Origin of the sequence: Xanthomonas sp. CFBP 8152 (genome assembly GCF_014199025.1) — a bacterium.
Classification (GTDB): domain Bacteria; phylum Pseudomonadota; class Gammaproteobacteria; order Xanthomonadales; family Xanthomonadaceae; genus Xanthomonas; species Xanthomonas arboricola_B.
Genome location: NZ_JACHNO010000004.1, coordinates 356,190 through 377,775, shown reverse-complemented (window position 1 = coordinate 377,775; position 21,586 = coordinate 356,190). Strand labels below are relative to the sequence as shown.

The following is a 21,586-nucleotide window of genomic DNA, read 5'->3' as shown; positions in this document are numbered from 1 at the left end:
AGGAATCCGCTCATGACCGAACCATACATCGGCGAAATCCAGCTGTTCGGCTTCGATTTCAATCCCGTCGGCTGGGCGCTGTGCAACGGCGCAACATTGCCGATTACGCAGAACACCGTGCTGTACTCGCTGCTGGGTGTGGCCTATGGCGGCAACGGCTCCAGTACGTTCCAGTTGCCCAACTTCTGCGCGCGCGCCGGCTGCGAGCAAGGCCTGGGTGGCGGATTGAGCAACCGGCAGCGTGGCAACACGTTCGGCACTGCCGGGGTGAGCCTGCTGAGCACGCAGATCCCGCCCCACCAGCACAGCATCAGCGCGTTCTCGCAATCGGATCAGACCAAGAAGAGCGGCACGCCCGCCAATGGCGCAGCGCTGTCGTCGCTGGGCAGCACCACCGCACGTCCATTTGCCACCGTGCAGCAGCCCGAGACGCAATTCTCGCCGACGGCATTGCTGCCGACCGGCAATGGGCTGGCGCATGAAAACCAGCAGCCCTATCTTGCGGTGAACTTCTGCATCGCCCTGTCCGGAGATTACCCGGCATTCGGCTGAGGCGAAGGGCAATGTCCGCCGCCGCCGGCTTTCCCGCGCTGCCCTTTCCGCAACGGCATGCGCCCATCGCACAACCGCCGGTCCTGCACGCGCGCGGCGTCCGGCTACGCGCAGCGAACGCTGCCGACCTGCCATGGCTGCGCGATCTGTATGCGTGCACCCGCAGCGCCGAGCTGGCAGCGGTGCCATGGCCGGACGCGACCAAACGCACGTTTGTCGACCAACAGTTTGCGCTGCAGCACGCGCACTACCTGACCCACTTTGCCGATGCCGACTTCCTGGTCGTGGAAACCGCGCAGGCGCCGCTGGGCAGGTTCTACCTACAGCGCGACGCGACGCAGCACGTGCTGGTCGATATCAGCCTGCTGCCGGCCTGGCGCGGCCAGGGCATCGGCACTGCGTTGGTGGCGCATGCGCAGACGTTGGCGCGTGCAGCCAGGTGTCCATTATCGCTGCATGTGCTGCATACCAATCTTGCGGCGCGGCGCCTGTATCAGCGTCTGGGATTTATCGCCAGCGAGTCCAACGACATGCATCTTGCGATGCAGTGGCGTTGTGCCGAATCCGCAGCTGCGGATGAGTTCAGTTGAAAACCGCCTGATACAGAAAACCATCGCGCTCACGCGCCACCGGCACCAGAAACACTCCAACTTCGCCCAGCCGCGTGTGCCGCAGCTGATAGATCTGTTGCGGAAACAGAAATGCCGAGCTGTTGCGGAACAATAGCGAAAACGGCGCGCGATGTACCGCGTGCGTGGTGGGCAGCGCGCGCGCCTCGACCAGCACGAATGGAACCTCGCCTTCGTTCAATGCGGCCGAGAACGTGTCGTTGACGCTGCCTGCAAAGTGCTCCAGGGTCAGTAAGTCCATTTTGTGCTCATGGTCGGCAGGGAATCCGATCATCCACATAGGGCATCCCTGCCACAACACCCATGCGTTCGAAGATTGCGTTGCGTCATGCATGAGACGGCTTGTTGCACACGTATCAGCCGTACTGCGTCTGCTGCAGTACAGGCGTCATGCGACAATACTGCACGCGCCGGTTCGGTTATGTTCAGCCGTGTGACGGTTACTCTATCGCGTTGGAATTCTGTTAAAGGCTTCGATGACGGCGTCCGCATCCCCTGTCGTGCAGTTGTCCGGTGTCCGCATCGATCGCGGCGGTCGCACGATCCTGCGCGACGTCTCGCTTGAGGTGCCACGCGGCAGCATCACGGCCGTGCTCGGTCCTTCCGGTAGCGGCAAGTCCACTTTGCTGGCCGCATTGACCGGCGAGCTGCGTCCGGTCGCCGGCACGGTCACCCTGTTCGGCGAGGAAATCCCGCGTGGCAACCGTGCATTGCTGGAGATGCGTCGCAATGTCGGCGTACTGCTGCAGGGCAATGGCCTGCTGACCGACCTGAGCGTGGCCGACAATGTCGCGCTGCCGCTGCGTACGCATACGCGCCTGCCGGCGCCAGTGCTGCAGCGCCTGGTACAGATGAAGCTGCATGCGGTGGGCCTGCTCGCGGCCGCCGATGCCTGGCCGCGCGAGTTGTCCGGCGGCATGGCGCGGCGTGTGGCGTTGGCGCGTGCGCTGGCACTGGACCCGCCGCTGATGATCTACGACGAACCGTTGACCGGGCTGGACCCGATCGCCTCGGGCGTGATCATGAGCCTGATCCAGCGCCTCAACGACAGCCTTGGTCTGACCAGCATCATCGTCAGTCACCATGTGCACGAAACCCTGCCGATCAGCGACCAGGCGGTGGTGATCGCCAATGGCGGCATCGTGTTCGCCGGCACGCCCGAGCAATTGCAGGACAGCACCGATCCGCTGGTGCAGCAGTTCCTGCATGGCCAGCCGGATGGCCCGATCGCCTTCGATGCGGCGCCGCGGCGCGACCGGAGTGCTGCCTGATGGGCATGGTCGAGTCGATCCGCGCCTTCGGCCGCGCCGGGCTGTTCTCGCTGACCGTGCTGCGCGGCTCGGTGCCCACGCGCGACTTCATCGCCGAGCTGGTGCGCGAGATCTACAAGGTCGGCGCGCGCTCGCTGCCAATCATCGCCGTTGGCGGCGCCTTCGTCGGCCTGGTGCTGACCCTGCAGGGCTACCGCACGCTGACCACCTACGGTGCGTCGGATGCGCTGTCCACCTTGCTGGGACTGTCGCTGTACCGCGAGCTGGCACCGGTGCTGACCGCGCTGTTGTTCATTGGCCGCGCCGGCAGTTCGATCGCGGCCGAGCTTGGCCTGATGCGCGCCACCGACCAGATCAAGGCGCTGGAGCTGATGGCCATCGACCCGGTCGCCAAGGCGGTGGCACCGCGCTTCTGGGCGGCGGTGCTGACGGTGCCGTTGCTGACCGGCGTGTTCTGCTCGCTGGCCATTACCGGCGGCTACTTCGAGGCCGTACACGTGTTGGGCATCGACAACGGCACATTCTGGTCGGGGTTGAGCAACAGCGTGGACTTCTGGGACGACTTCGGTGTGGCGATGCTCAAGTCGGCGATCTTCGGCGGCACGGCCGCATTGGTCGCCGCCTACGTGGGCTTCCACGCCGAGCCGACCATCGAAGGCACCTCGATCGCCACCACCCGTGCGGTGGTGAACGCCTCACTGCTGGTGCTGATGTTCAACTTCGTCCTTTCTGCAATGTTGTTTAGGTGAGTGGAATAACTATGGCCATGCGTGGACCACGACTCGAATTCGCCGTCGGCGCCTTTCTGCTGCTGACCCTGGCCTCGCTGCTGGTGCTGGCGGTGGCTTCGACCAACCAGCGCTGGGGCTTCGGGTCCAGCCAGTACACGTTGACCGCGCGCTTCAGCCAGATCGGCCAGCTGCGTGCGCAGGCGCCGGTGAAGATCGGCGGCGTCACCATCGGCAAGGTCTCCGACATCAGCCTGGATCCGACCAAGTTCGACTCGGTGGTCACCCTATCGCTGGACAACAAGTACAAGGATCTGCCCGCCGACACCTCGGCCGGCATCTTCACCAGCGGCCTGCTGGGCGAGAGCTATATCGGGCTGCAGCCGGGCGGCGACCCGGAGACGCTCAAGCCGGGCGAAGAAATCGGCTTCACCCAGCCGGCGGTGGATCTGCTGCAGCTGGTCGGCAAATACATGTTCAGTGGTGGCGGTGGTGGCAGCAATGCCCCGGCCGCCACCGACGGCCAGGCCCCCGCGCCGGCCCAGACCGCTTCTCCCTCTACGGAATCACACCAATGAAAACCACCCTGCTTTCCGCCATCCTGGCCTCGACCCTGCTGGTGTGCGCACCGGCCACCGTGCTGGCCCAGCCGGCTGCCGCCAGCACGCCCGCGCAGGGCGCTGCCACCAAGACCGTCATCGACAGCAGCACCCGCATCCTGGGCACGCTGGATCAGCGCCGCGCCGAGTTCCGCAGCAACCCGGCCGCCCTGCGTCAGTACATCAACGGCGAATTGAACAAGGCCTTCGACCGCGACTACTCGGCCCGCCTGGTGCTGGGCGTCAACGGCCGTGGTGCTTCCGATGCGGACGTCAAGCTGTTCGCCGATGCGCTGGCCGACAACCTAATGCAGCGTTACGGCACCGCGTTGCTGAACTTCGAAGGCAAGCCGACCTTCCGTGCCAAGTCCGAGAGCCCGTTGCCGGGCAACCGCGGCGTCAAGGTGTCCACCGACCTGCTGCGCGCCGGCAATGACCCGACCCCGGTCGATTACATGATGCGTAACGTCGGTGGCCAGTGGAAGATCTTCGATGTGATGATCGAAGGCATCTCCTACGTGCAGACCTTCAAGACCCAGTTCGACGGTCCGCTGCGCGAGAAGGGCATCGCCAAGGTTGCCGCAGAGTTGCGTAGCGGCAATCTGCAGGTCGGTGCGGCACCGGCCAATGGCAAGTAACAGCTCCGTGCAACGCAAGGGCGAGACACTGGTCCTCACCGGCGTGCTCGACCGCGACGCGGTCACTGCGGCATGGCCGCAGGCGATCGCACAGCTGGACGGCATTCGCACGCTGGACCTGTCGGGTGTACAACGCCTGGACAGCGCTGGCGTTGCGATGCTGGCCGAACTGGCTGCGCGTCTGCGTAGCACCGCAGCCAGCCCTGTCACGGTGGTGGGCGAAGCGTCCGGTCTGGACGAATTGCGTGCCGCCTACCGTTTGTCCCCTACTTTCGATTTCCAGGCCTGAGTGCCACCCCATGACCCAGCTTCGCCCCCTTTCCCTGTTGGCCTGCCTGCTGCTTGGCGCCTGCGCCGGCCAAGCTCCGAAGTCCGCGCCGCCGGTGACCGCTGCCGAGACCGTCCCGGATACGACCCCAGCACCGGTGCGCGACGATGCCGGCGTGACCGCACAGCCGGCCGCCGCCGGCTTTGCCGCACCCGACGCCGTGCCGGCCACCGCAGCGGCGTCCACCGACCAGACCAGGGCCGATGCTAGCGCCGGCACGCCCGGTGCCCCTACCTCGGCTGAGGACGACTTCGCTGCGCTCTACGGCCCCACCACCCCGCAGGCCGGCGCCAACGGTGCACCGGTACAGCCCGGTGACGCGTCGTCCTATGATCCGTGGGAGCGCTACAACCGCGGCATGCACCGCTTCAACCTGGCAGTAGACCGCGGCGTGGCGCGTCCGTTGGCCACCGGCTACACCAAGGTCGTGCCGCGTCCGGCCCGCCTGGGCGTGACCAACTTCTTCGACAATCTGGGCACGCCGCTGACCATGGTCAATCAGCTGCTGCAGGGCCACCCGGTGTATGCGGTGCAGTCGCTGGGCCGCTTCGTGATGAATTCCACGCTGGGCGTGGCTGGCCTGTTCGATCCGGCCTCGGCAGCGGGCATTCCGCGCCGTAGCGAAGACTTCGGCCAGACCCTGGGTGTGTGGGGCTGGCGCAATTCGCGCTACTTCGAACTGCCGTTGTTCGGCCCACGCACCGTGCGCGATACCTTCGGGCTGGGCGGCGACATTCCGCTCTCGCCGTTGCGCCAGGTCGACGACAGCGGTGCGCGCTTCGCCCTGCAGGGTTTGCAGCTGGTGGATACGCGCGCGCAACTGATGTCGCTGGATTCGCTGCGCGACCAGGCACCGGACGAATACGCGCTGACCCGCGATGCGTGGATGCAACGCCGCAACTACCAGATCGTGCGCGATCTGCGCAGCCATCGCGAAAAGAACAACGAGCTGCCCGACTACCTGCGCGAAGACAAGGACAGCACCGTTCCGGTGGATGCGATGCCGATCCCGCAGTGGATTCGTTGATCGGTCGAGCTTGCGGTTTGGAGTCAGTACGAAAAGCCCGGGAGCGATCCCGGGCTTTTCGTTTTTTCGCAACAATCATACGAGGTGGTGACCGAAGACTTTGTTGCGTCTGCGGATGCTTGCCTCGGGCAATCCGAACCGGAGATCGGATTGCAATTGCGATGTCACTTGCCGGAGCGCAACGCGGGTTCGGGCCTGATCGACGGCGTGCGGTCGATATAGGTGAGATAGTGTTTCCATAGGTCGTGCGCCCGCTGATCGTTGAGGTCGACGATGCAGCTCGCTACTTTTGCCGACCGGACCGTCGCATCGCGCCAGCGCGTTCGCACATTGCCGCATTGAAGATCCCGGTAAATCGTCCACGCCGTCTGTGCGTTGTCGAAGGCGTCGGCGGGAACGCCCGGCGTGGAAATGGCCGTGTCGCGCGCGGTAGCCAGATAATCGTTCAGACGTTCCTGCGATATGCCGACTTGCTCGTTCCAGCAGGCATTACTTTCCGGGGTTGTCCGCAGGTCGCGGCAAAGTTCCGCAGCCTGCAACGACGAGCTGCCAAGCTGCATCAGCACGACAAAGATAAGACGCATCGACAGGTTCCTTGTTGTGTCGCTTTCGCGATGATTGCACTGCCACATCGGGTGTAGCTTGCTCGCAGCTCGGGCGGGCCGGCGACTGGAAATCGAGCAGTGCAATCGCATGCTGCTGGCGGAGCCCGGCCTATCCGCAACGGCCGTGATGTTTTGGTCATGCCAGCAAACGCAGCGTATTCCTGCGCTCGTGCAGATCACTCCAGACATCTGTCTGTTATCAGCGTCGAGTGTAGATGGTGCAGCCGTCTTTAACCGTATCCCTACCCCAATCCCTGCTCCGCGGCGTGCGCTTCAAGCCACGTCTGCCCCTGCTGCGCACGCGTGGTGTCTGGCCCTGGTAAAGAGGGGCCTCAAACAGCCGATGCCAGCGCAGCATCCACCGCTGCACGCAGGCGCGCATCGTCTGCCGGCACGTCGGGGGCGAAGCGGTCGATGACCTGGCCGTCGCGGCCGATCAGGAATTTTTCGAAGTTCCACAGCACGCCCGGTGCCGGGTTGGGTGCGATGCCGTAGCCGGCCAGTTTTTCGCGCATCGGGCCGTCGCCGGTGGCCTGCGGGCGGGCGCTGGTCAACTGCTGATACAGCGGATGGGTTTCGGCGCCGGTGACGGCGATCTTGGAGAACATCGGAAAGCTCACGTCGTAGGTGAGCTGGCAGAACTGCGCGATCTCCGCCTCGCTGCCCGGCTCCTGGCCCTTGAAGTCGTTGGCCGGAAAGCCCAGCACTTCCAGTCCCTGTGCCTGCTTGTCGCGATACAGCGCTTGCAGGCCTTCGTACTGCGGGGTCAGCCCGCATTTGGAGGCGACATTGACCACCAGCAACACCTTGCCGCGATAGTCGGCCAGCGTGGCGGGCGCACCGTCGATGCGCGCCACGGGGATGTCGTAAAGCGTCTGGCTCATCGGTGCGTCCTGGACAGGTGGAGCCGAGAGCATAAACCGCCAGGGTGGAGCGAGCGATGCCGCTGGCTCACGCTGCCGGCAGATGTCTGCAGCGACGCGCACGGGCCGATCGGCTGACCGGCCAGTGCAAGCGCTTGGCCATGTTCGAAGCCCTCAATCGATGCACAACGCGGCCTGGCCCATGCCGCCGACCACTTCCTGGCGGCAGCCGAAGCGGTCGCTGTCGCGCTGGCAGGTGCCGGAGGTCGCGGTGCCGGTCGGCACGATGCTGGTGGCCAGGCAATCGCCGCTGCAGTCGGCGTTGTCGCTGCAGGTCTTGCCGGCGTCGGCATACGGCACCACGCAACGCACCGTCTGCATGCGGCCGACCGGACGCAGTTGCCCGCCCTTTGCCGTGCAGTCGGCAGCGTCGGCGGAGACGGCGCGCGGTGGCTGCGGGGCGCTTGCCGCAGCGCCCGACCTGGCCGCCGGGGTATTGCTGCATGCGGTCAGCAGCAGCGCGCAGAGCACTGCGTGGATCGATCGGGTCGCCATCGGGGAAAACCTCTTCTTGAACCAGGTGACGCAAGCATCGCGGCGGCGATGTCTGCGTGGCGTGCTCGCCATCGGGCGCAAGAAGGGCACGCCGGAGACCTGCGTTCGTAGGAGCGCACCCGGGCGCGATGAGGCGTTATCGGTAATGCCCGGTCGCGCCCGGCCGCGCTCCTACGTCATGGCTTGTGGCATCGCCTGACGCAGCCGGATCACTCCTGCTCGTCGTTGCTGTCGTCTTCGCTGCTGCTTCCGGTGTCGTCGCTGCCGGCATCGTCCAGCAGCGCCTGGGAGTGTTCGCTGGCCAGGGTTTCCACGCCACGCAGGCGGCGTTCGATGGTGCGGGTCTTGCGGCTGGCTTCGCCCAGGCTCTTGCCGACCGTGCTGATCTGGCGCTCGGCCTTTTCGAGAATGCCGGCGAATTTGCCGAACTCGCTCTTCACCGCGCCCAGCACCTGCCAGACCTCGCTGGAGCGCTTTTCGATCGCCAGCGTGCGGAAGCCCATCTGCAGGCTGTTGAGCAGGGCGGTGAACGTGGTCGGGCCGGCCAGCACCACGCGATGTTCGCGCTGCAGCAGGTCGACCAGGCCGGCGCGACGGATCACTTCGGCGTACAGGCCCTCGGTGGGCAGAAACATCACCGCGAAGTCGGTGGTCTGCGGCGGGCACACGTACTTGTCGCTGATCGACTTGGCCTGGATGCGGATGGCGCGTTCCAGCTGCGCGGTCGAATTCTTGATCGCGTCCAGGTCGCCCTTTTCCTGCGCATCGATCAGGCGCTCGTAGTCCTCGCGTGGGAACTTGGCATCGACCGGCAGCCACACCACGGTGTCGTCGCCACGCCCCGGCAGGCGGATCGCAAAATCCACCGCTTCGGCGCTGTCGGGCCTGACCCGCACGCTGCGCGCGTACTGCTCCATCGTCAGCGTCTGCTCGAGGATGTTCTCCAGCTGCACCTCGCCCCAGCCGCCGCGGTCCTTGACGTTGGTCAGCACGCGCTTGAGATCGCCCACGCCGGTGGCCAGCTGCTGCATTTCGCCCAGGCCGCGCTGCACCTGCTCCAGGCGCTCGGAAACCAGCTTGAAAGAGGCATCCAGGCGCGTGTTGAGCGTGGTCTGCAGCTTTTCGTCGACGGTGGCGCGCATCAATTCGAGCTTGCTGGCGTTGTCGTTCTGCAGGTTGGCCAGCTGTTGTTCCAGCGTGGCGCGCATCTCGCCGATGCGCAGCTCGTTGCGTTGGGTGAGTTCGGTCAGACGTTGGCCCAAGGCCTCGGTGAAGCGCTGCTGCGACTGCCCGGCCTCTTGCCGGCCCTTGCGGGAATCTTCGGCCAGCGCGTCGCGCAGGGCGGCCATATGGGTGTCGGTGCGTGCGATCAGCTCGGTCAGTTGCAGGCCGAACACCTGGATGCGTGTTTCCTGCTGCTGGCCGAAGCCGTCGAGCTGGGTGCGCAATTCGGTCAGCCGCAGCGTCAGCAGTTCGCTGGTGCGTTGTTGCGCAAGGCCACTTTCTTCGCGGGCCTTGCGGGCGTCTTCGCCGAGTGCGTCGCGCAACAGGTCCAGGCGTTGATCGGTGCGCGTGGACAGCTCGGTGAGATTGCGCGCGAAGGTTTCCAGGCGCCCATCCTGTTGCCGCGCCAGGCCTTCGAGTTGCTCGCGCAGTTCGCCGCGGCCGTCGCGTTGCTCGGCGCGCAGCGCCAGCTCCAGGCCGCTGGTGGAAGGACGTCGCAGCAGCGCGATCAGCTGCAGCACCAGGACTGCGACGAGCAGTCCGAGAAGGATCAGGGATTGGGATGACATGTGCGCAGTGTAGCCGGGCCGGTCGCAGGGGCTGCGTCAGTGACTTGCCGGCCGGAGGTGTCGGCGCGGCTGCAGGGCGCAGCGTACGGCCGGTTGGCGCGCACTGCGTCGGATGCAGATGGGCGACCCCTGCGATGTGCCTGGCGGAGGTGCGAAGCGGCCTGGCATCGCGCCGAGGTCTGGGCTGCTGCGCAGATGCAGGCATGCGCGCTAAGGTGAGCGACCTGCCCAAGCCGTTGCCGACCGTGCTCGAACTTTACGGAAAACCGACTTCCATCAATATGCGCAAGGTGCTGTGGCTGTGCGAGGAACTGGCGCTGGACTACACGCTGCACACCTATGGCAGTGGGTTTGCATCGGTGGACACGCCGGCGTTTCGCGCGCTCAACCCCAATGCGCTGGTGCCGGTGATCCGCGATGGCGATCTGGTGCTGTGGGAGTCGAACACGATCTGCCGGTATCTGGCCGCACATGCGGGTCGCACCGACCTGTTGCCGACTGCTCCCGCCGCACGTGCGCTGGTCGAGCAATGGATGGATTGGCAGGCCACCGAGCTCAACACCGCCTGGCGGTACGCGTTCATGGCCACGGTGCGTGGCAGCGCGGCGCATGCCGATGCGCAGGCGATTGCGGCGAGCGTGCGCGAGTGGAATCGCCACATGACCATCCTCGAGGCACAGCTGCAACGCGGCGGCCCGTTCGTGCTCGGCGCGGATTTCACCCTGGCCGATATCGTGCTGGGGCTATCGACGCAGCGCTGGTTCGCCAGCCCGATTGCGCGGCCGGCGTTGCCGGCGGTGGCGGCGTATCACGCACACTTGAAGACGCGTGCCGGGTTTCAACGTCATGGCTGCAACGCGCCGTAGACACTGCGTGCGGCGCCGGCGTGCAGCGAACGAGACAGCGCAGTGGTGATGGATTTGCAGACTGCTCGGACCGCATTGACCTCAACGTGACCTGCGCATGGCTAGGGTGAGGCTTCGTTCCCGCCAGGCCAGCTGATGACCACCGCCACCAACCAAACCCGTCTGTTCGCGCTGGGCCTGTTCGCGTTTCTGGGCAGCTTTGCGGCGATCGTGTGGTACCTGATGCGGCCGTACGGTACGGCGTATTTCTTCCCGGTGCACTTTTTGATCGGGGCAGCCTTGCCATTCGGGTTCTATGCGATCGGCGGCACGCGGCTGTGGTTCTGGATCGGGATCGGGGTCACCGCACTGGTGCTGCTGTGGTTCAACTTCTGGGGGCATGACGCCAACGGTGCGGCGCCACGCCTGCTCGACTGGACCCACTTTGCCGCTGGTGCGGTGGGTTTGATTGGCGCGTGGGCGGTGCAGTTGGTCTATCGCAATGTGCGCCCACCGCATCGCCCGTCTGTTGAGTGAGCGGGGATTGGGGATTGCGGATTCATGAAAGCCGGGATGTCGGTGGCGGTCGTGCCGCGCCAAGCACCGGCGAGGTGCGGTGCGCGCCCAGTAAGGCGGTGGGCGTGCGTGCGCTGACACGCCTGCGCCGACGCATGACCTTGGACAGATAGCTTTGCTGCGGCGCGTTGGGCGAAACTCGGGAATTCTTTGATTCCCGCGAGGTCCGCATGTCGTCTTGGCTCAGGCGCAAATCCATCGATCAGGTCACCGTGCATGAGGCCGGCCGGCAACTGGTCCGCAGCCTGAGTTGGCCGCACCTGATCGCGCTGGGTATCGGCGCGATCGTCGGCACCGGCATCTACACGTTGATCGGCGTAGGCGCGGACAAGGCCGGCCCGGCGGTGCTGCTGTCGTTCGTGGCCGCCGGCATCGTATGCGCCTGCGCGGCGCTGGCGTATGCGGAGATGGCCACGATGATGCCGGCCGCCGGCAGCGCCTACACCTACAGCTACACCGCACTCGGCGAGAGCATTGCCTGGGTGGTGGGCTGGAGCCTGGTGCTGGAATACTCGCTGGTGGTCAGTACTGTGGCGGTGGGCTGGTCCGGCTACTTCGTCGGCTTCCTGCAGTGGCTGGGGGTCAACCTGCCGCATGCCCTGGTGGCCGGGCCGCATGCCGGCGGCATCGTCAACCTGCCGGCGGTGGTGATCACCTTCCTGGTGGCCGGCATGCTGATGGCCGGCACCAAGGAAAGCGCCACGCTCAATGCGGTGCTGGTGGTACTGAAGATCGTGGCGCTGGGCGTGTTTGTGGCGATCGCCCTGCCGGCCTTCGACAGCGCCAACCTGCAGCCGTTCATGCCGTATGGCTTCCCCAAGACCGCAGGCCCGGATGGCGTGGAGCGTGGGGTGATGGCGGCGGCGGCGATCATCTTCTTCGCGTTCTATGGCTTCGATGCGATCTCCACCGCAGCCGAGGAGACCAAGAACCCCGGCCGCGATCTGTCGATCGGCATCGTCGGTTCGATGATCGGCTGCACGCTGATCTATGTGCTGGTGGCGTTGTCGGCGGTGGGCGCGATGAGCTTCACCGTGTTCGGCAAGAGCCCCGAGCCGCTGGCGCTGATCATGCGCGAACTCGGCCACGGCAAGGCGGCGTTGGTGATCGGCGCGGTGGCGATCATCGCGCTGCCGACGGTGCTGCTGGCATTCCTGTACGGGCAGAGCCGCATCTTCTTCGTGATGTCGCGCGATGGCCTATTGCCGCGCGGTTTGTCCAAGGTCAACGCACGCACCGGTACGCCGGTGGCGATCACGTTGTTTACGGCCGTGTTGGTGGCCGCGTTGGCCGGCGTGGCGCGGCTGGATGAAATTGCCGCCTTGGCCAATGCCGGGACGTTGGCGGCGTTCACCGCGGTGGCGGCGTGCCTGCTGGTGCTGCGCGTGCGCGAACCGACGCGTGCGCGCTCCTTCCGTACGCCGCTGGCGTGGGTGGTGGGTCCGGTGGCGATCCTGGGCTGCCTGTACCTGTTCTGGAGCCTGCCGAGCACCACGCAGGGCTGGTTCCTGGTGTGGAACGTGCTGGGCGTGGTGGTGTATGTGGCGTATGGGCGGCGGAATAGCCGGTTGGGGAAGGTCGGTTGAGGTGGCTTCCTTCTCCCACCGGTAGAAGGTGCCCGCAGGGCGGATGAGGGGCGCCTCGGATATCCACCAATGACCAGCGATGACGCACGCGCCGCCACGCGCCTTCAAGGTTGAATCGTCGATGGGAAAGTCTTGGCGGTAGCCGTCCTGTGCTGCACGGCTGCTTGCGGATGCGCGCTGACCACTCCCTTCTCCCATCGGGAGAAGGTGGCCCGAAGGGCCGGATGAGGGTACGGGCGAAGCCTGGTGTTATCCAACTTGGTCAGGGGCTTCGCTCCGTACTCTCACCCCAACCCCCGCTCCGCGCCCCGGCCCGCGCCAGCGGCGCGGGCGCTCCCAGGCACGCGCGCCAGTGGCGCCCTTATCGCCCCGCAGGAGAGGGGCTTGAGCACGTGCGCCGGCAGCGTTAGCCCTTTCCCTCGCACTCCCCCGCAACCAGGAGAGGAGCTTTCGCTCAACGCGCGGTTGCAGGCGTGGCGCAGAACGAGGTCGGGAGTGCGTCTGGTTGGGTTCCCCAGCCCTGGGTCGGCGCCTGCCTGGTCAGCGCGAACGACAGCGTGCCGCCCTGCTGCAACTGGGCCCAATCCAGGAACACCTGCCGCTGCGGCGCGCCGTTCAGATGCACGCTGTCCACGTATTGCAGCGCGCGGCCGTCGGCGCCGGGGGCGTCGATGCGCAGGCGCTTGCCGTTGCCCAGGTTCAGCGTCACCCGCTTGAAGCGCGGGGCGTGCAGCAGGAACTGTCCGCTGCCCGGCACCGCCGGATACAGGCCCAGGGCGCTGAACAGGTACCAGGCCGACATCGTGCCGAGGTCGTCGTTGCCGGTGACGCCGTTGGGCGCGTTGGTGAATAGTTGCTGCGCAGCGCGCACCACGGTGGCGGTCTTCCACGGCTGGCCGATCAACGTATACATCCACGGTGCGTGCAGATCCGGTTCGTTGTTGGGGTTGTAGCGGTACTGGTTGTAATAGCTGTACGGGCCGACCACCCAGTGCGTGCGCGCGGCGTTGAGCGGGTCCTTCAGCAGGTCGTCGTAGGCGAAGAAGGCATCCAGGCGTTTGCCGGCCTGCTCGCTGCCGTGCATGGCCTGCAGCATGCCGGGGATGTCCTGCTGCACCAGCCACTGGTATTGCCAGGCGGTGCCTTCGTGGAAGCCGTGCTGCGAGCGCGGGCTGTAGCGATCGTCCGAGGGTGCGTACCAGCTGCCATCTTCCAGCCGGGGCCGTGGAAACCCGCTGAAGCCGGTGTCGGTATCGCGCACGTTGGCGTCCCAGACGCTGCGCCAGTTGCCGCCGCGTTTGCGTAGCAACGCGCTGTCGTCGGGGTGGCCTAGCGCTTGCGCCATCTGCGCCAACGCGCAGTCGGCCAGCGCGTACTCCAGCGTGGCCGAGCCGCCGTGGTGCGGGTCCACGTCCATGCCCTTGGACGGGAACGCGCGGTCGTACTGCACGAAGCCGTTGGCCAGATAGCTGGCGTTGCCGGAGCGGCCGGCGTGGCGCGAGTTGATCGGCGGTTGCTCGAAGGCGTTCTGGCGCAGCGCTGCGTACGCCTGCGCCTGGTTGTCCTGCAGCGCGCCGAAGCGCCACAGGTCGACCAGGAACGGGGTCACCGGATCGCCGGTCATGATGTTGGTATCGAAGTTGGCATAGCCCCAGCGCGGCAGCCAGCCACCTTGCTGATGGATCGCCAGCAGCGAGCGGCCGATGTCGCGCGCGCGCGTCGGCTGCAGCAACGCCAGCAGCTGGTTCTGCGAGCGATAGGTGTCCCACAGCGAGAAATACTCGTAGTAGGTCCAGCCATCGGCGCGGTGGATCGCATCGTCGAAGCCGCGATAGCGGCCATCGACATCGCTGCCGGTCAGCGGCTGCAGCAGGGCGTGATACAGCGCGGTGTAAGCCACGCTGCGGTCGTCGGCGCTGGCGCCATCCAGTTGCAGGCTGGCCAGCTCCTTGCGCCAGGCCTGCTGCGCGCGTTGGCGCATCTGCTCCAGACCCAGCAGCTTGCCGCCGAGCATGCCGTCGGCGCGCAGGTTGTTGCGTGCACCTTCGGCATCCACGTGCGAGATGGCGCTGACCACGGTCACTGCGCGCGCGTTCTTGTTGTTGCCCAGCGGGAAACTGAGCCAGGCGCCATTGGGCTTGAGTTCGCCGCCCATGCCGTGGCGCGCATCGGGCACGCCGCCGTCTTCGCCCCACACGCCGTGCGCGGTGAACGGGCGGTCGAATTCCAGCCGGAACCAGGTGGTGTATTCGTGGCCGCCACAGAAACTGCGCGTGGTCAGTTTGCCTTCGACCACGCGGTCGCCGACCACCTGCAGCTGGCTACCGATCACCACGTGGCGGTCGTTGGCCTGGCCCAGATTGACCAGCACATGGCCGGTGTCGGCGCCGGGGGCGAAGGTGTAACGCTCGGCCGCGGCGCGGGTGAGCGCGGTGGCTTCGGCGTCGATGCCGCCGTAGTCGGTCAGCCGCACCTTGTAGTAACCGGCCTGGCCGACTTCGCCGTCATGGGTGTAGCGGGCGGCGTAACGCTTCTGGTCGAAGGCCTTGGCGTCGCCGGTGTCGAAGTCGCCGCCCGGGCCGATGCGGCCGGTGACCGGCAGCACCGAGACCTGCCCGCCCTGCTCCCAGCAGCCGGCCCCGGACAGGAATGAATGGCCGAAGCCGCGGATGCTGGGATCGTCGTAGCGCCAGCCGGCGTAGTGCGCGCCGATCGGGCTGACCTGGACCAGGCCGAACGGGGCCGAGGCACCTGGGAAGGTGTTGCCGTCGTCCTTGCTGCCGATGAAGGTGTTGACCTGCGCCGGGTCCTGCGCGGCCAGCGGCGCACACACCGCCATGCCGAGCAGGCACAGGCCGGCGGCAGCGCGGCGCCAGAACGGCAGCGCAGCGCCGCGGAAGACGGAACGGTCGGACGAAACTGCGCAGAGCATGCAAAACACCTCGGGGGAGCGGGCGACCGAAGCCGCAGGTGGAGGATCCCTGCCGAGCGCTGCACCACGCAGCGTTCGGCGTACAACGACCGCGTTCGAACGAGCGGCGGTCCGAGACCGGCCGGCACTCGCGTGCAGTGCCGGCGCCGGCACGGCCACCCGCTGCCGTCTGACGATCTCGCCGGGCGTTGGTCGCCTCAGAAATCGAACACGTATTCTGCCGCGATCTCGCGCCCCACCGGACTGAACAGGCGGCTGTTGTAGAACTCGTAATCGAGCTTGTACGGATCCTTGTGGTTGTAGCCGGTGCTGTTGAAGACGTTGTTGACGTAGAGGTTGAGCTTCATCGCCGGAGTGATGCGATAGCCGAGATTGACGTTCCAGGTGATCGCCGGGCCGACGCGGCCGAAGTATTTGCGGGTGCTCTGGCCGAAGGTGGGGCTGGCCGGATCGGTGTCGGTGCAGTTGGCGCGGTCGTCGGGCACGCCGCCATCGGCAAACGGCACGCAACCGCCTGGGGTGTCGAGCCGGTCCAGGCCCCAGTGCGAGCGCACGCCGGGCACCGCGCCGACACGGTCGCCGTAGACGGTGGCGTTCCAGTTGCCGTACAGCCAGCTCACGCTGCCGCGCAGCTTGCTGCGGATGTCGCGGTCGCGACGCTCGGGGTTGGGATCGGTGCGGTAGGTCTGCTCGCGCATCGAGCGCAGGTTGGTGTAATCCAGACCCAGCTGGAAATCGCCGACGCCGGTTTCGAGTTGGTAGCGCGCCGACAGGTCCAGGCCGCGTACGTCGCGCTGGGCCAGGTTGATCGGGCCGCGCTCGATCGCGGTGATGGCGCCGCCTGCATCGCGCTGCACGCGGGCCAGGATCGAGGCGCAGTAATCGGCGCCGCCCGGGTTGGACCAGGCCTGGCCGGGGGTGATGGTCAGCCCGGTGCGGCAGCCGGCCTCGTCGCGCAGGATGGTGGTTTCGTCGATGTCGCGGATCTCGTCTTCCAGATGGATGCTCCAGAAGTCGGCGGTGAACGAGACATGCTCGAACGCGTCCCAGACAAACCCCACCGTCCACGAATTGCCCAGTTCCGAGTCCAGGTCCGGGGTGCCGCGGCGATTGATGGCGAACGGATAGGTCACCGCGGTGTTGTCGCCAGTGCAATTGTTGATCCGGTAGGCGCCGCTGGCGATGCAGCGGTACTGGTCGAGCGTGCGCACCTGCGCCGAGCTGGGTTGGCCGAGCAGGTAGTGCATGTCCGGGGCGCGAAAGCTGGTGGCGTAGCTGCCGCGCAACAGCAGGCTGTCGATCGGGCGCCACTGCAGGCCGGCGCTCCAGGTGGATTCCTTCTGGGTGCCGATGTCGAGCAGGTTGGCGTCGTCGCTATAGGCCTTGTAGTCGCCGTAGCGGTCGTAGCGGCCGGCCAGGGTGGCGATCAGCGTGCTGGTCAGCGGCACGCTGAACTCCAGCCCGGCCGAATAGCGGGTGCGCTCGCCACCACCGCGGTCGACGTTCTGCACCTCGTAATCGAGATTGGCGCGTGGATCGGGATTGAGCCGGTAGCCCTGCTGCGCGGCTTCGGCCACGGCGGCGAATTCGATCGGCCCGGCCCAGCCGTCGGCCAGGGTACCGCTGAGGCTGAGCGCGCCCTGGTTGACCCAGGAGGCGGCGCGATTGACCGAGTGCGCGCCGATCTGCGCGTACTGGCCCGGCGTCAGTGGCGTCCACCAGCGCGCGCGGTCTAGCGCATAGGCCGGCAGCCCATCCACGGTGCCCAGCTGCGGGCCGAGGAAATAGGCGTTGGCGCGCTGCCAGTCCACCGTGGAGATGCGCTCCTGCACGCGGTAGTACGAACGGCCCAGTGAGGCCTCCCAATCGAAGCGCCCGTCGGCCAGGGTGCCGCGAAAACCGGCGCTGATGTCCCAGGAGCGCTCGCGGTTGCGGTTGCGCAGCCCGGCCTGGCTGCCAACCTCGGCGGCGGTGAACTGGCGCACGCCGATCAGTTGCTGGCCGCTGGTCACATCGTAGAACGCCGGGAAATCGAGCCCGGCCGGCAGCTGCACCGCAGGCGGCGAGGTGCCCCACTGCGCTTGGGAATCGAACACCGCCAGGTTGGTCCAGGCCTGTACCCCATTGCCGAACTCCCAGGTGCCGTAGAGATAGCCGGACAGGTCCTTGCTGCCGCTGCGCAGCAGCCAGTTGCCGTAGTCGGCGCTCAGCCCGCACAGCTGGCCGGTATTGCTGGTCACGCCGGTGTTGCGGTTGTAGAGCAGCCGGTCGGCCAGGTAGTACTCGCCGCCGAACTGCTCGCAGGCACCGGGCGGCGGCGCCTGGCGGGTGCCGCTGGCGTTGTCGATCAGGGCGATGCCGCTGCTGGGGCGAAATCCCACCCGGCGCTGCTCGGCGGTCCAGGCGCTGTAGGGCGCATCGCTGGCGTCGTCCATCTGCGGGCGGTCGCGGCCGAACAGCGGGTCGCGGCTGGTGTATTGCAGCGCGTAGGTCACGCTCCAGTTGTCGCCGGTGCGGCCGCCGGCCCAGGACACATCGGCGGTATCGCGGCCGCCCTCGGTGGAGGTGCCGCCGCGCATGCGGAACTGGTCGCCGCTGTAGTTCTGCTTGAGGATCACGTTGACCACGCCGGCGATCGCGTCCGAGCCGTAGATGGCCGAGGCACCGCCGGTGAGCACCTCGACCCGGTCCACCGCGGCGGCCGGGATGTTGCTGTAGTTGGAGACGTTGCTCTGGCCGTTGTACGGCAGCGGGTAGTCGGCCACGCGGCGGCCGTTGACCAGCAACAGGCTGCGGTTGGGGCCCAGATTGCGCAGGTTGAGCGGGCTGGCGTTGGGCGTATGCGAGCCCCAGCTGACGTCGGCCTCCACCGTGCCGATGGCCTGGTTGAGGGTGCCGAGCATGTCGTAGACGGTGGTGAAGCCCTGCGCACGGATCTCCTCGGAACCGATGATCTGCACCGGCGCCGGTCCTTCGGCCTGGACGCGCTTGATGCGCGAACCGGTCACGGTGACGGCATCGAGCTGTTGCGGGGCGCTGACCTGCTGGGCCAGTACGGGCAGGGGTGACAGCAATGCGAGCAGCACGGCGCGGGACAGCAGCTGCGGGCGACAACGGCGGTGATCGGTCATTCAAGCGTCTCGTCGAGGACGGTAGTACGACGGAAAGACTTCGTCTTTTCAAACACTTGCGGGGGAATGGGGTACTTGGATCGATCTAAATTCGGTACAGTCGTGTGTCACGGGTTGGCAAAGATTAAGCATTCTCGCCCACCTGCTGCACACCGCGGTGCAGCAAAGTGTGCGGGTTCCGCCAGTTTTTCCGAGGTTTAGGTGTTTTGAATCAATCTGTTGCGAGTGCCCGGGTACTGCGTTTCCGGCGCGTGTCAGCTGCACTGACGGATGAGCCGGCTTGGGGTCAGATTGGGCTGCGTTGCGCGCGGTCGGTTGAGAGAGCTGCGCCTGGGCGTGTTGCGTATCGGTGGGCCGGACCCTCACCCCAACCCCCGCTCCGCGCCCCGGGCCCGCGCTAGCAGCGCGGGCGCTCCCAGGCACGCGCGCCAGTGGCGCGCACGCTGTGCCTTATCGCCCCGGGGGGAGAGGGGCCTGGTCCCCGGGGCTTGGTTCGCCCATAAAAAAGCCCGGTCAGTGACCGGGCTTGGCGACGCTGGCATGGCGGCGGGAGGGGCCGACGCGCCGGTGACGCAGTTGCTTCAGATCCAGCGCATGCCTTCGAACGGGTTCCAGCTGGTGCTGCCCTTCACCTTGTCCAGGTAATAGGCGTAGTTGGCGATCATGCCGGTCAACAACGACAACGGCAGCCACAGCACGTTCTGAAACGCGGCGGGCAGGAACGAGGCCACGATGCTGACCACGATGCTGATGCCGATCAGGCTCAACGCCTTGCGCCACAGGCCGATGATGAAGAAATAGATGACGCCGAAGAAGAAGGCATAGAAGTTCATGCCGACCTTGACCTTCTCGCCAAAGCTCAAGGTCTTCAGTGCGTTCTTGTAACTGGGGTCTTTGGGGCCACCGTGACGGTCGAAGAAATCGAAACGGAACTGCCACTTGGGACTGAGCTGGGTGCGATCGAAGGTGTCCATTCCAAACCATGTAGTTGAAAACGGTTACATGATAGGCGATCGCGTATTCATCGGCACGTTCGCGGGCGCCGGCAAGACGTGAGGGTCAGCCGCCGATCAGCTTCGGCAGTGGCTGCCTGCAGGACGCCGCACGTTATTCGCGCCCGTCGCTGACGCTGGTGCCGCGGCGCGCCCGGCGCAGCGCATACAGCGAGCGGTCGGCGCGATCGACCACCGCCGCCAGCGCCTCGCCATCGTTGCGCAGGGCGGTGCCCAGGGTGAACTGGATCGGCGCGTCGTCGGTGGCGGCCACGTAGTCGCGCGCCAATGCCGCCAGCTGCGGCTGGGTGGGTTGATGCAGCAGCACCAGGAACTCGTCGCCACCCAGACGGACCAGCCGGTCCTGGGTGCGCAGCGGTTGATTGAGGAACCAGGCCATCTGCACCAGTACCTCGTCGCCGCGCTGGTGGCCATGGGTGTCGTTGACCAGTTTGAACTTGTCCAGATCCACCACGATGCAGCCCCAGCGCACGCTGGGGTCGCGCTTGTCGAGCTCGTCCAGGAAGCGGCGGTTGTAGCAGTTGGTGAGCGGGTCGGTGAACGACCATTCCAGCAGCTGCTTCTCCTGCTGGTACTGGTTGGTGATGTCCTGGGCGTGCGCCAGTACGATGGTGGCGTCGGACTCCACGTCCAGCACGTTGCTGTACTGCCAGTGGCGCAGGCTGCCGTCGCTGGCGACCAGCTCGATCACCCCGGCGTCCTGACCGTCGAGCACCATGCGCGACAGATAGCCCTGCAGGGCGGCATGCCGCTCGGGGCGGACGAATTCCAGCAACGAGCGGCCTTCCACACCGTCCACGCTGCGGCCCAACGAGCGCGCGGCGGCCGGATTGACGCTGATCAGGCGGCCATCCATGTCGTGGGTGCAGATCAGGCCCAGGCTGTATTGGAACATGTTGCGGAACTTGCGCTCGCTGGCGGCCAGCGCATCCACCGCACGATGGCGGTCGGTGACGTCCTGGATCGCGCCGATCAGGCGGGTGCGTCCGTCCACATGCTCCATCGAGCCGGTGGCGTGCACCCATAGCTGCCGGCCGGTGGCGCTGACCAGCGGCAGTTCCAGATCCCAGGGCGTGCCATCGCGCTCGCAGGCCTCGACCGCCTCGGTGATCACCGCGCGCGCATCGAGCGGATAGAAGCCGATCCCCTCTGCCAAGGTCGGCCGGTAGCCCGCCGGCAGATCGTGCAGGCGGCAGGTCTGATCCGACCAGGTCAGGGTGCCGCTGGCCACGTCCACTTCCCAGCCGCCGACGCCGGCAACCCGGCCGGTGCGTTCCAGAAACGCTTCGCTCTCGCGCAGGCGTTGCTGCAATTGCGCGTTGGCGGCTTCACGCTCCAGCATCAGCCGGCGCTGCTCCAGACCTTCGGCGGCCACCCTGGCCAGTTGCTGCAACGCGGCCAGTTGCGCCGGCTCCAGCGCGCGCGGGCGCTGATCGAGCACGCATACGGTGCCCATGCGCAATCCGTCGGACAACACGATCGGCGCGCCGGCGTAGTAACGGATTCCAGGCGCATCGGTGACCAGCGTATTGTCGCGAAAGCGCGGATCGGCCGGCGCATCGCGTACTTCCATCACCGCATCGTCCTGGATGGCGTGGGCGCAGAACGCGAGTTCGCGTGAGCCTTCGCTGGCGTCGGGCAGGCCGATATTGGCCTTGCACCATTGGCGATGTTCGTCCACCAGCGACACCAGCGCGATCGGCGTGCCGGCGATCGCCTGCGCGGCGGCGGCCAGCGCATCGAAGAACGGCTCGGCATCGGTATCGACAACCTGCAGCAGCGCCAGACGCGACAGCCGCTCGGTCTCGCGGGGAGTGGATGACACAAAGGCGTCGCGGTGGCTCAATGGAATGCTCGCTTGTTCCCCGGGCAATCCGCTCAGTCTAGCGGACCAAACATCCCTGCTAACGCAGCG

The 21,586-nt window shown here is 66.5% G+C and carries 20 protein-coding genes; 11 read left to right on the top strand and 9 right to left on the bottom strand.

Translation table 11 applies throughout. The annotated features are described in order from the left end of the window. Positions 1 to 12: 12 nt before the first annotated feature. Together FHT09_RS16880 and FHT09_RS16875 are read left to right on the top strand one after the other, a co-directional pair. The gene (locus tag FHT09_RS16880; RefSeq protein WP_104606874.1) at positions 13 to 552 is read left to right on the top strand and encodes a tail fiber protein; all 540 of its coding nucleotides are present in this window, start codon (positions 13 to 15) and stop codon (positions 550 to 552) included. 11 nt (positions 553 to 563) lie between these two features. Then, positions 564 to 1,142: a GNAT family N-acetyltransferase gene (locus tag FHT09_RS16875; RefSeq protein ID WP_104606873.1), complete on the top strand. Its 579-nt coding sequence runs from the start codon at positions 564 to 566 to the stop codon at positions 1,140 to 1,142. On the opposite strand, the gene FHT09_RS16870 is transcribed toward FHT09_RS16875, so the two are convergent. Then, positions 1,135 to 1,422: a hypothetical protein gene (locus tag FHT09_RS16870; RefSeq protein WP_104536767.1), complete on the bottom strand. Its 288-nt coding sequence runs from the start codon at positions 1,420 to 1,422 to the stop codon at positions 1,135 to 1,137. The genes FHT09_RS16875 and FHT09_RS16870 overlap by 8 nt on opposite strands. A 235-nt stretch (positions 1,423 to 1,657) precedes the next feature. Here FHT09_RS16870 and FHT09_RS16865 point away from each other — a divergent pair, with 235 nt between their 5' ends. Genes FHT09_RS16865 through FHT09_RS16840 form a run of 6 tightly spaced genes read left to right on the top strand, consistent with a single transcriptional unit; the run spans position 1,658 to position 5,772 of the window. Next, on the top strand, positions 1,658 to 2,452 hold the full coding sequence (locus FHT09_RS16865; protein WP_104606872.1) for an ATP-binding cassette domain-containing protein: 795 nt from the start codon (positions 1,658 to 1,660) through the stop codon (positions 2,450 to 2,452). Then, on the top strand, positions 2,452 to 3,201 hold the full coding sequence (locus tag FHT09_RS16860) for an MlaE family lipid ABC transporter permease subunit (RefSeq protein ID WP_104536567.1): 750 nt from the start codon (positions 2,452 to 2,454) through the stop codon (positions 3,199 to 3,201). Before FHT09_RS16865 ends, FHT09_RS16860 begins: the two co-directional genes overlap by 1 nt. A gap of 11 nt (positions 3,202 to 3,212) precedes the next feature. Next, positions 3,213 to 3,758: an outer membrane lipid asymmetry maintenance protein MlaD gene (gene mlaD / locus FHT09_RS16855; RefSeq protein WP_104606871.1), complete on the top strand. Its 546-nt coding sequence runs from the start codon at positions 3,213 to 3,215 to the stop codon at positions 3,756 to 3,758. Continuing rightward, on the top strand, positions 3,755 to 4,417 hold the full coding sequence (locus FHT09_RS16850) for an ABC transporter substrate-binding protein (RefSeq protein WP_104536569.1): 663 nt from the start codon (positions 3,755 to 3,757) through the stop codon (positions 4,415 to 4,417). Before mlaD ends, FHT09_RS16850 begins: the two co-directional genes overlap by 4 nt. After that, complete coding sequence (locus FHT09_RS16845) at positions 4,407 to 4,706, top strand: STAS domain-containing protein (RefSeq protein WP_181141390.1); 300 nt, start codon at positions 4,407 to 4,409, stop codon at positions 4,704 to 4,706. Before FHT09_RS16850 ends, FHT09_RS16845 begins: the two co-directional genes overlap by 11 nt. 10 nt (positions 4,707 to 4,716) lie before the next feature. Continuing rightward, positions 4,717 to 5,772, top strand: a complete 1,056-nt coding sequence (locus tag FHT09_RS16840; RefSeq protein WP_104606869.1) for a VacJ family lipoprotein — start codon at positions 4,717 to 4,719, stop codon at positions 5,770 to 5,772. 164 nt (positions 5,773 to 5,936) lie between these two features. Here FHT09_RS16840 and FHT09_RS16835 read toward each other — a convergent pair whose 3' ends face one another. The 4 genes from FHT09_RS16835 to rmuC all read right to left on the bottom strand — a co-directional run bounded on the left by FHT09_RS16835 (position 5,937) and on the right by rmuC (position 9,588). Next, positions 5,937 to 6,356: a lysozyme inhibitor LprI family protein gene (locus FHT09_RS16835; protein ID WP_181141389.1), complete on the bottom strand. Its 420-nt coding sequence runs from the start codon at positions 6,354 to 6,356 to the stop codon at positions 5,937 to 5,939. Positions 6,357 to 6,709: 353 nt separating this feature from the next. Continuing rightward, positions 6,710 to 7,261, bottom strand: coding sequence for a glutathione peroxidase (locus tag FHT09_RS16830; RefSeq protein ID WP_104606867.1), 552 nt, complete (start codon positions 7,259 to 7,261; stop codon positions 6,710 to 6,712). Positions 7,262 to 7,414: 153 nt separating this feature from the next. Then, positions 7,415 to 7,795, bottom strand: a complete 381-nt coding sequence (locus FHT09_RS16825) for a hypothetical protein (RefSeq protein WP_104536573.1) — start codon at positions 7,793 to 7,795, stop codon at positions 7,415 to 7,417. 209 nt (positions 7,796 to 8,004) lie between these two features. Then, positions 8,005 to 9,588: a DNA recombination protein RmuC gene (gene rmuC / locus FHT09_RS16820; RefSeq protein ID WP_104606866.1), complete on the bottom strand. Its 1,584-nt coding sequence runs from the start codon at positions 9,586 to 9,588 to the stop codon at positions 8,005 to 8,007. 245 nt (positions 9,589 to 9,833) lie between these two features. Between rmuC and FHT09_RS16815 the strand changes: the two genes are divergently transcribed. The 3 genes from FHT09_RS16815 (at position 9,834) to FHT09_RS16805 (ending at position 12,595) form a co-directional block, all read left to right on the top strand. Continuing rightward, complete coding sequence (locus FHT09_RS16815; protein ID WP_104606879.1) at positions 9,834 to 10,454, top strand: glutathione S-transferase; 621 nt, start codon at positions 9,834 to 9,836, stop codon at positions 10,452 to 10,454. A 135-nt stretch (positions 10,455 to 10,589) separates the two neighbouring features. Then, a complete protein-coding gene (locus FHT09_RS16810; RefSeq protein WP_047129789.1) occupies positions 10,590 to 10,970 on the top strand; it encodes a hypothetical protein in 381 nt (126 codons plus the stop codon). Positions 10,971 to 11,179: 209 nt separating this feature from the next. After that, positions 11,180 to 12,595: an amino acid permease gene (locus FHT09_RS16805; protein WP_104536575.1), complete on the top strand. Its 1,416-nt coding sequence runs from the start codon at positions 11,180 to 11,182 to the stop codon at positions 12,593 to 12,595. A 454-nt stretch (positions 12,596 to 13,049) separates the two neighbouring features. On the opposite strand, the gene FHT09_RS16800 is transcribed toward FHT09_RS16805, so the two are convergent. From FHT09_RS16800 to FHT09_RS16785, 4 genes are all read right to left on the bottom strand, one after another. After that, positions 13,050 to 15,527 (bottom strand): GH92 family glycosyl hydrolase, encoded by a 2,478-nt coding sequence (locus FHT09_RS16800; RefSeq protein ID WP_104606865.1) that lies wholly within the window; start codon positions 15,525 to 15,527, stop codon positions 13,050 to 13,052. Positions 15,528 to 15,724: 197 nt separating this feature from the next. Continuing rightward, positions 15,725 to 18,658 carry a TonB-dependent receptor gene (locus tag FHT09_RS16795; protein ID WP_104606864.1) on the bottom strand — a complete coding sequence of 978 codons (2,934 nt, stop codon included), beginning with the start codon at positions 18,656 to 18,658 and terminating at the stop codon, positions 15,725 to 15,727. Positions 18,659 to 19,239: 581 nt separating this feature from the next. Beyond that, positions 19,240 to 19,632, bottom strand: coding sequence for a DUF2628 domain-containing protein (locus FHT09_RS16790; protein ID WP_104535383.1), 393 nt, complete (start codon positions 19,630 to 19,632; stop codon positions 19,240 to 19,242). Positions 19,633 to 19,765: 133 nt separating this feature from the next. Next, positions 19,766 to 21,496 carry a diguanylate cyclase gene (locus FHT09_RS16785; RefSeq protein WP_184417035.1) on the bottom strand — a complete coding sequence of 577 codons (1,731 nt, stop codon included), beginning with the start codon at positions 21,494 to 21,496 and terminating at the stop codon, positions 19,766 to 19,768. Between the last annotated feature and the right edge of the window lie 90 nt (positions 21,497 to 21,586).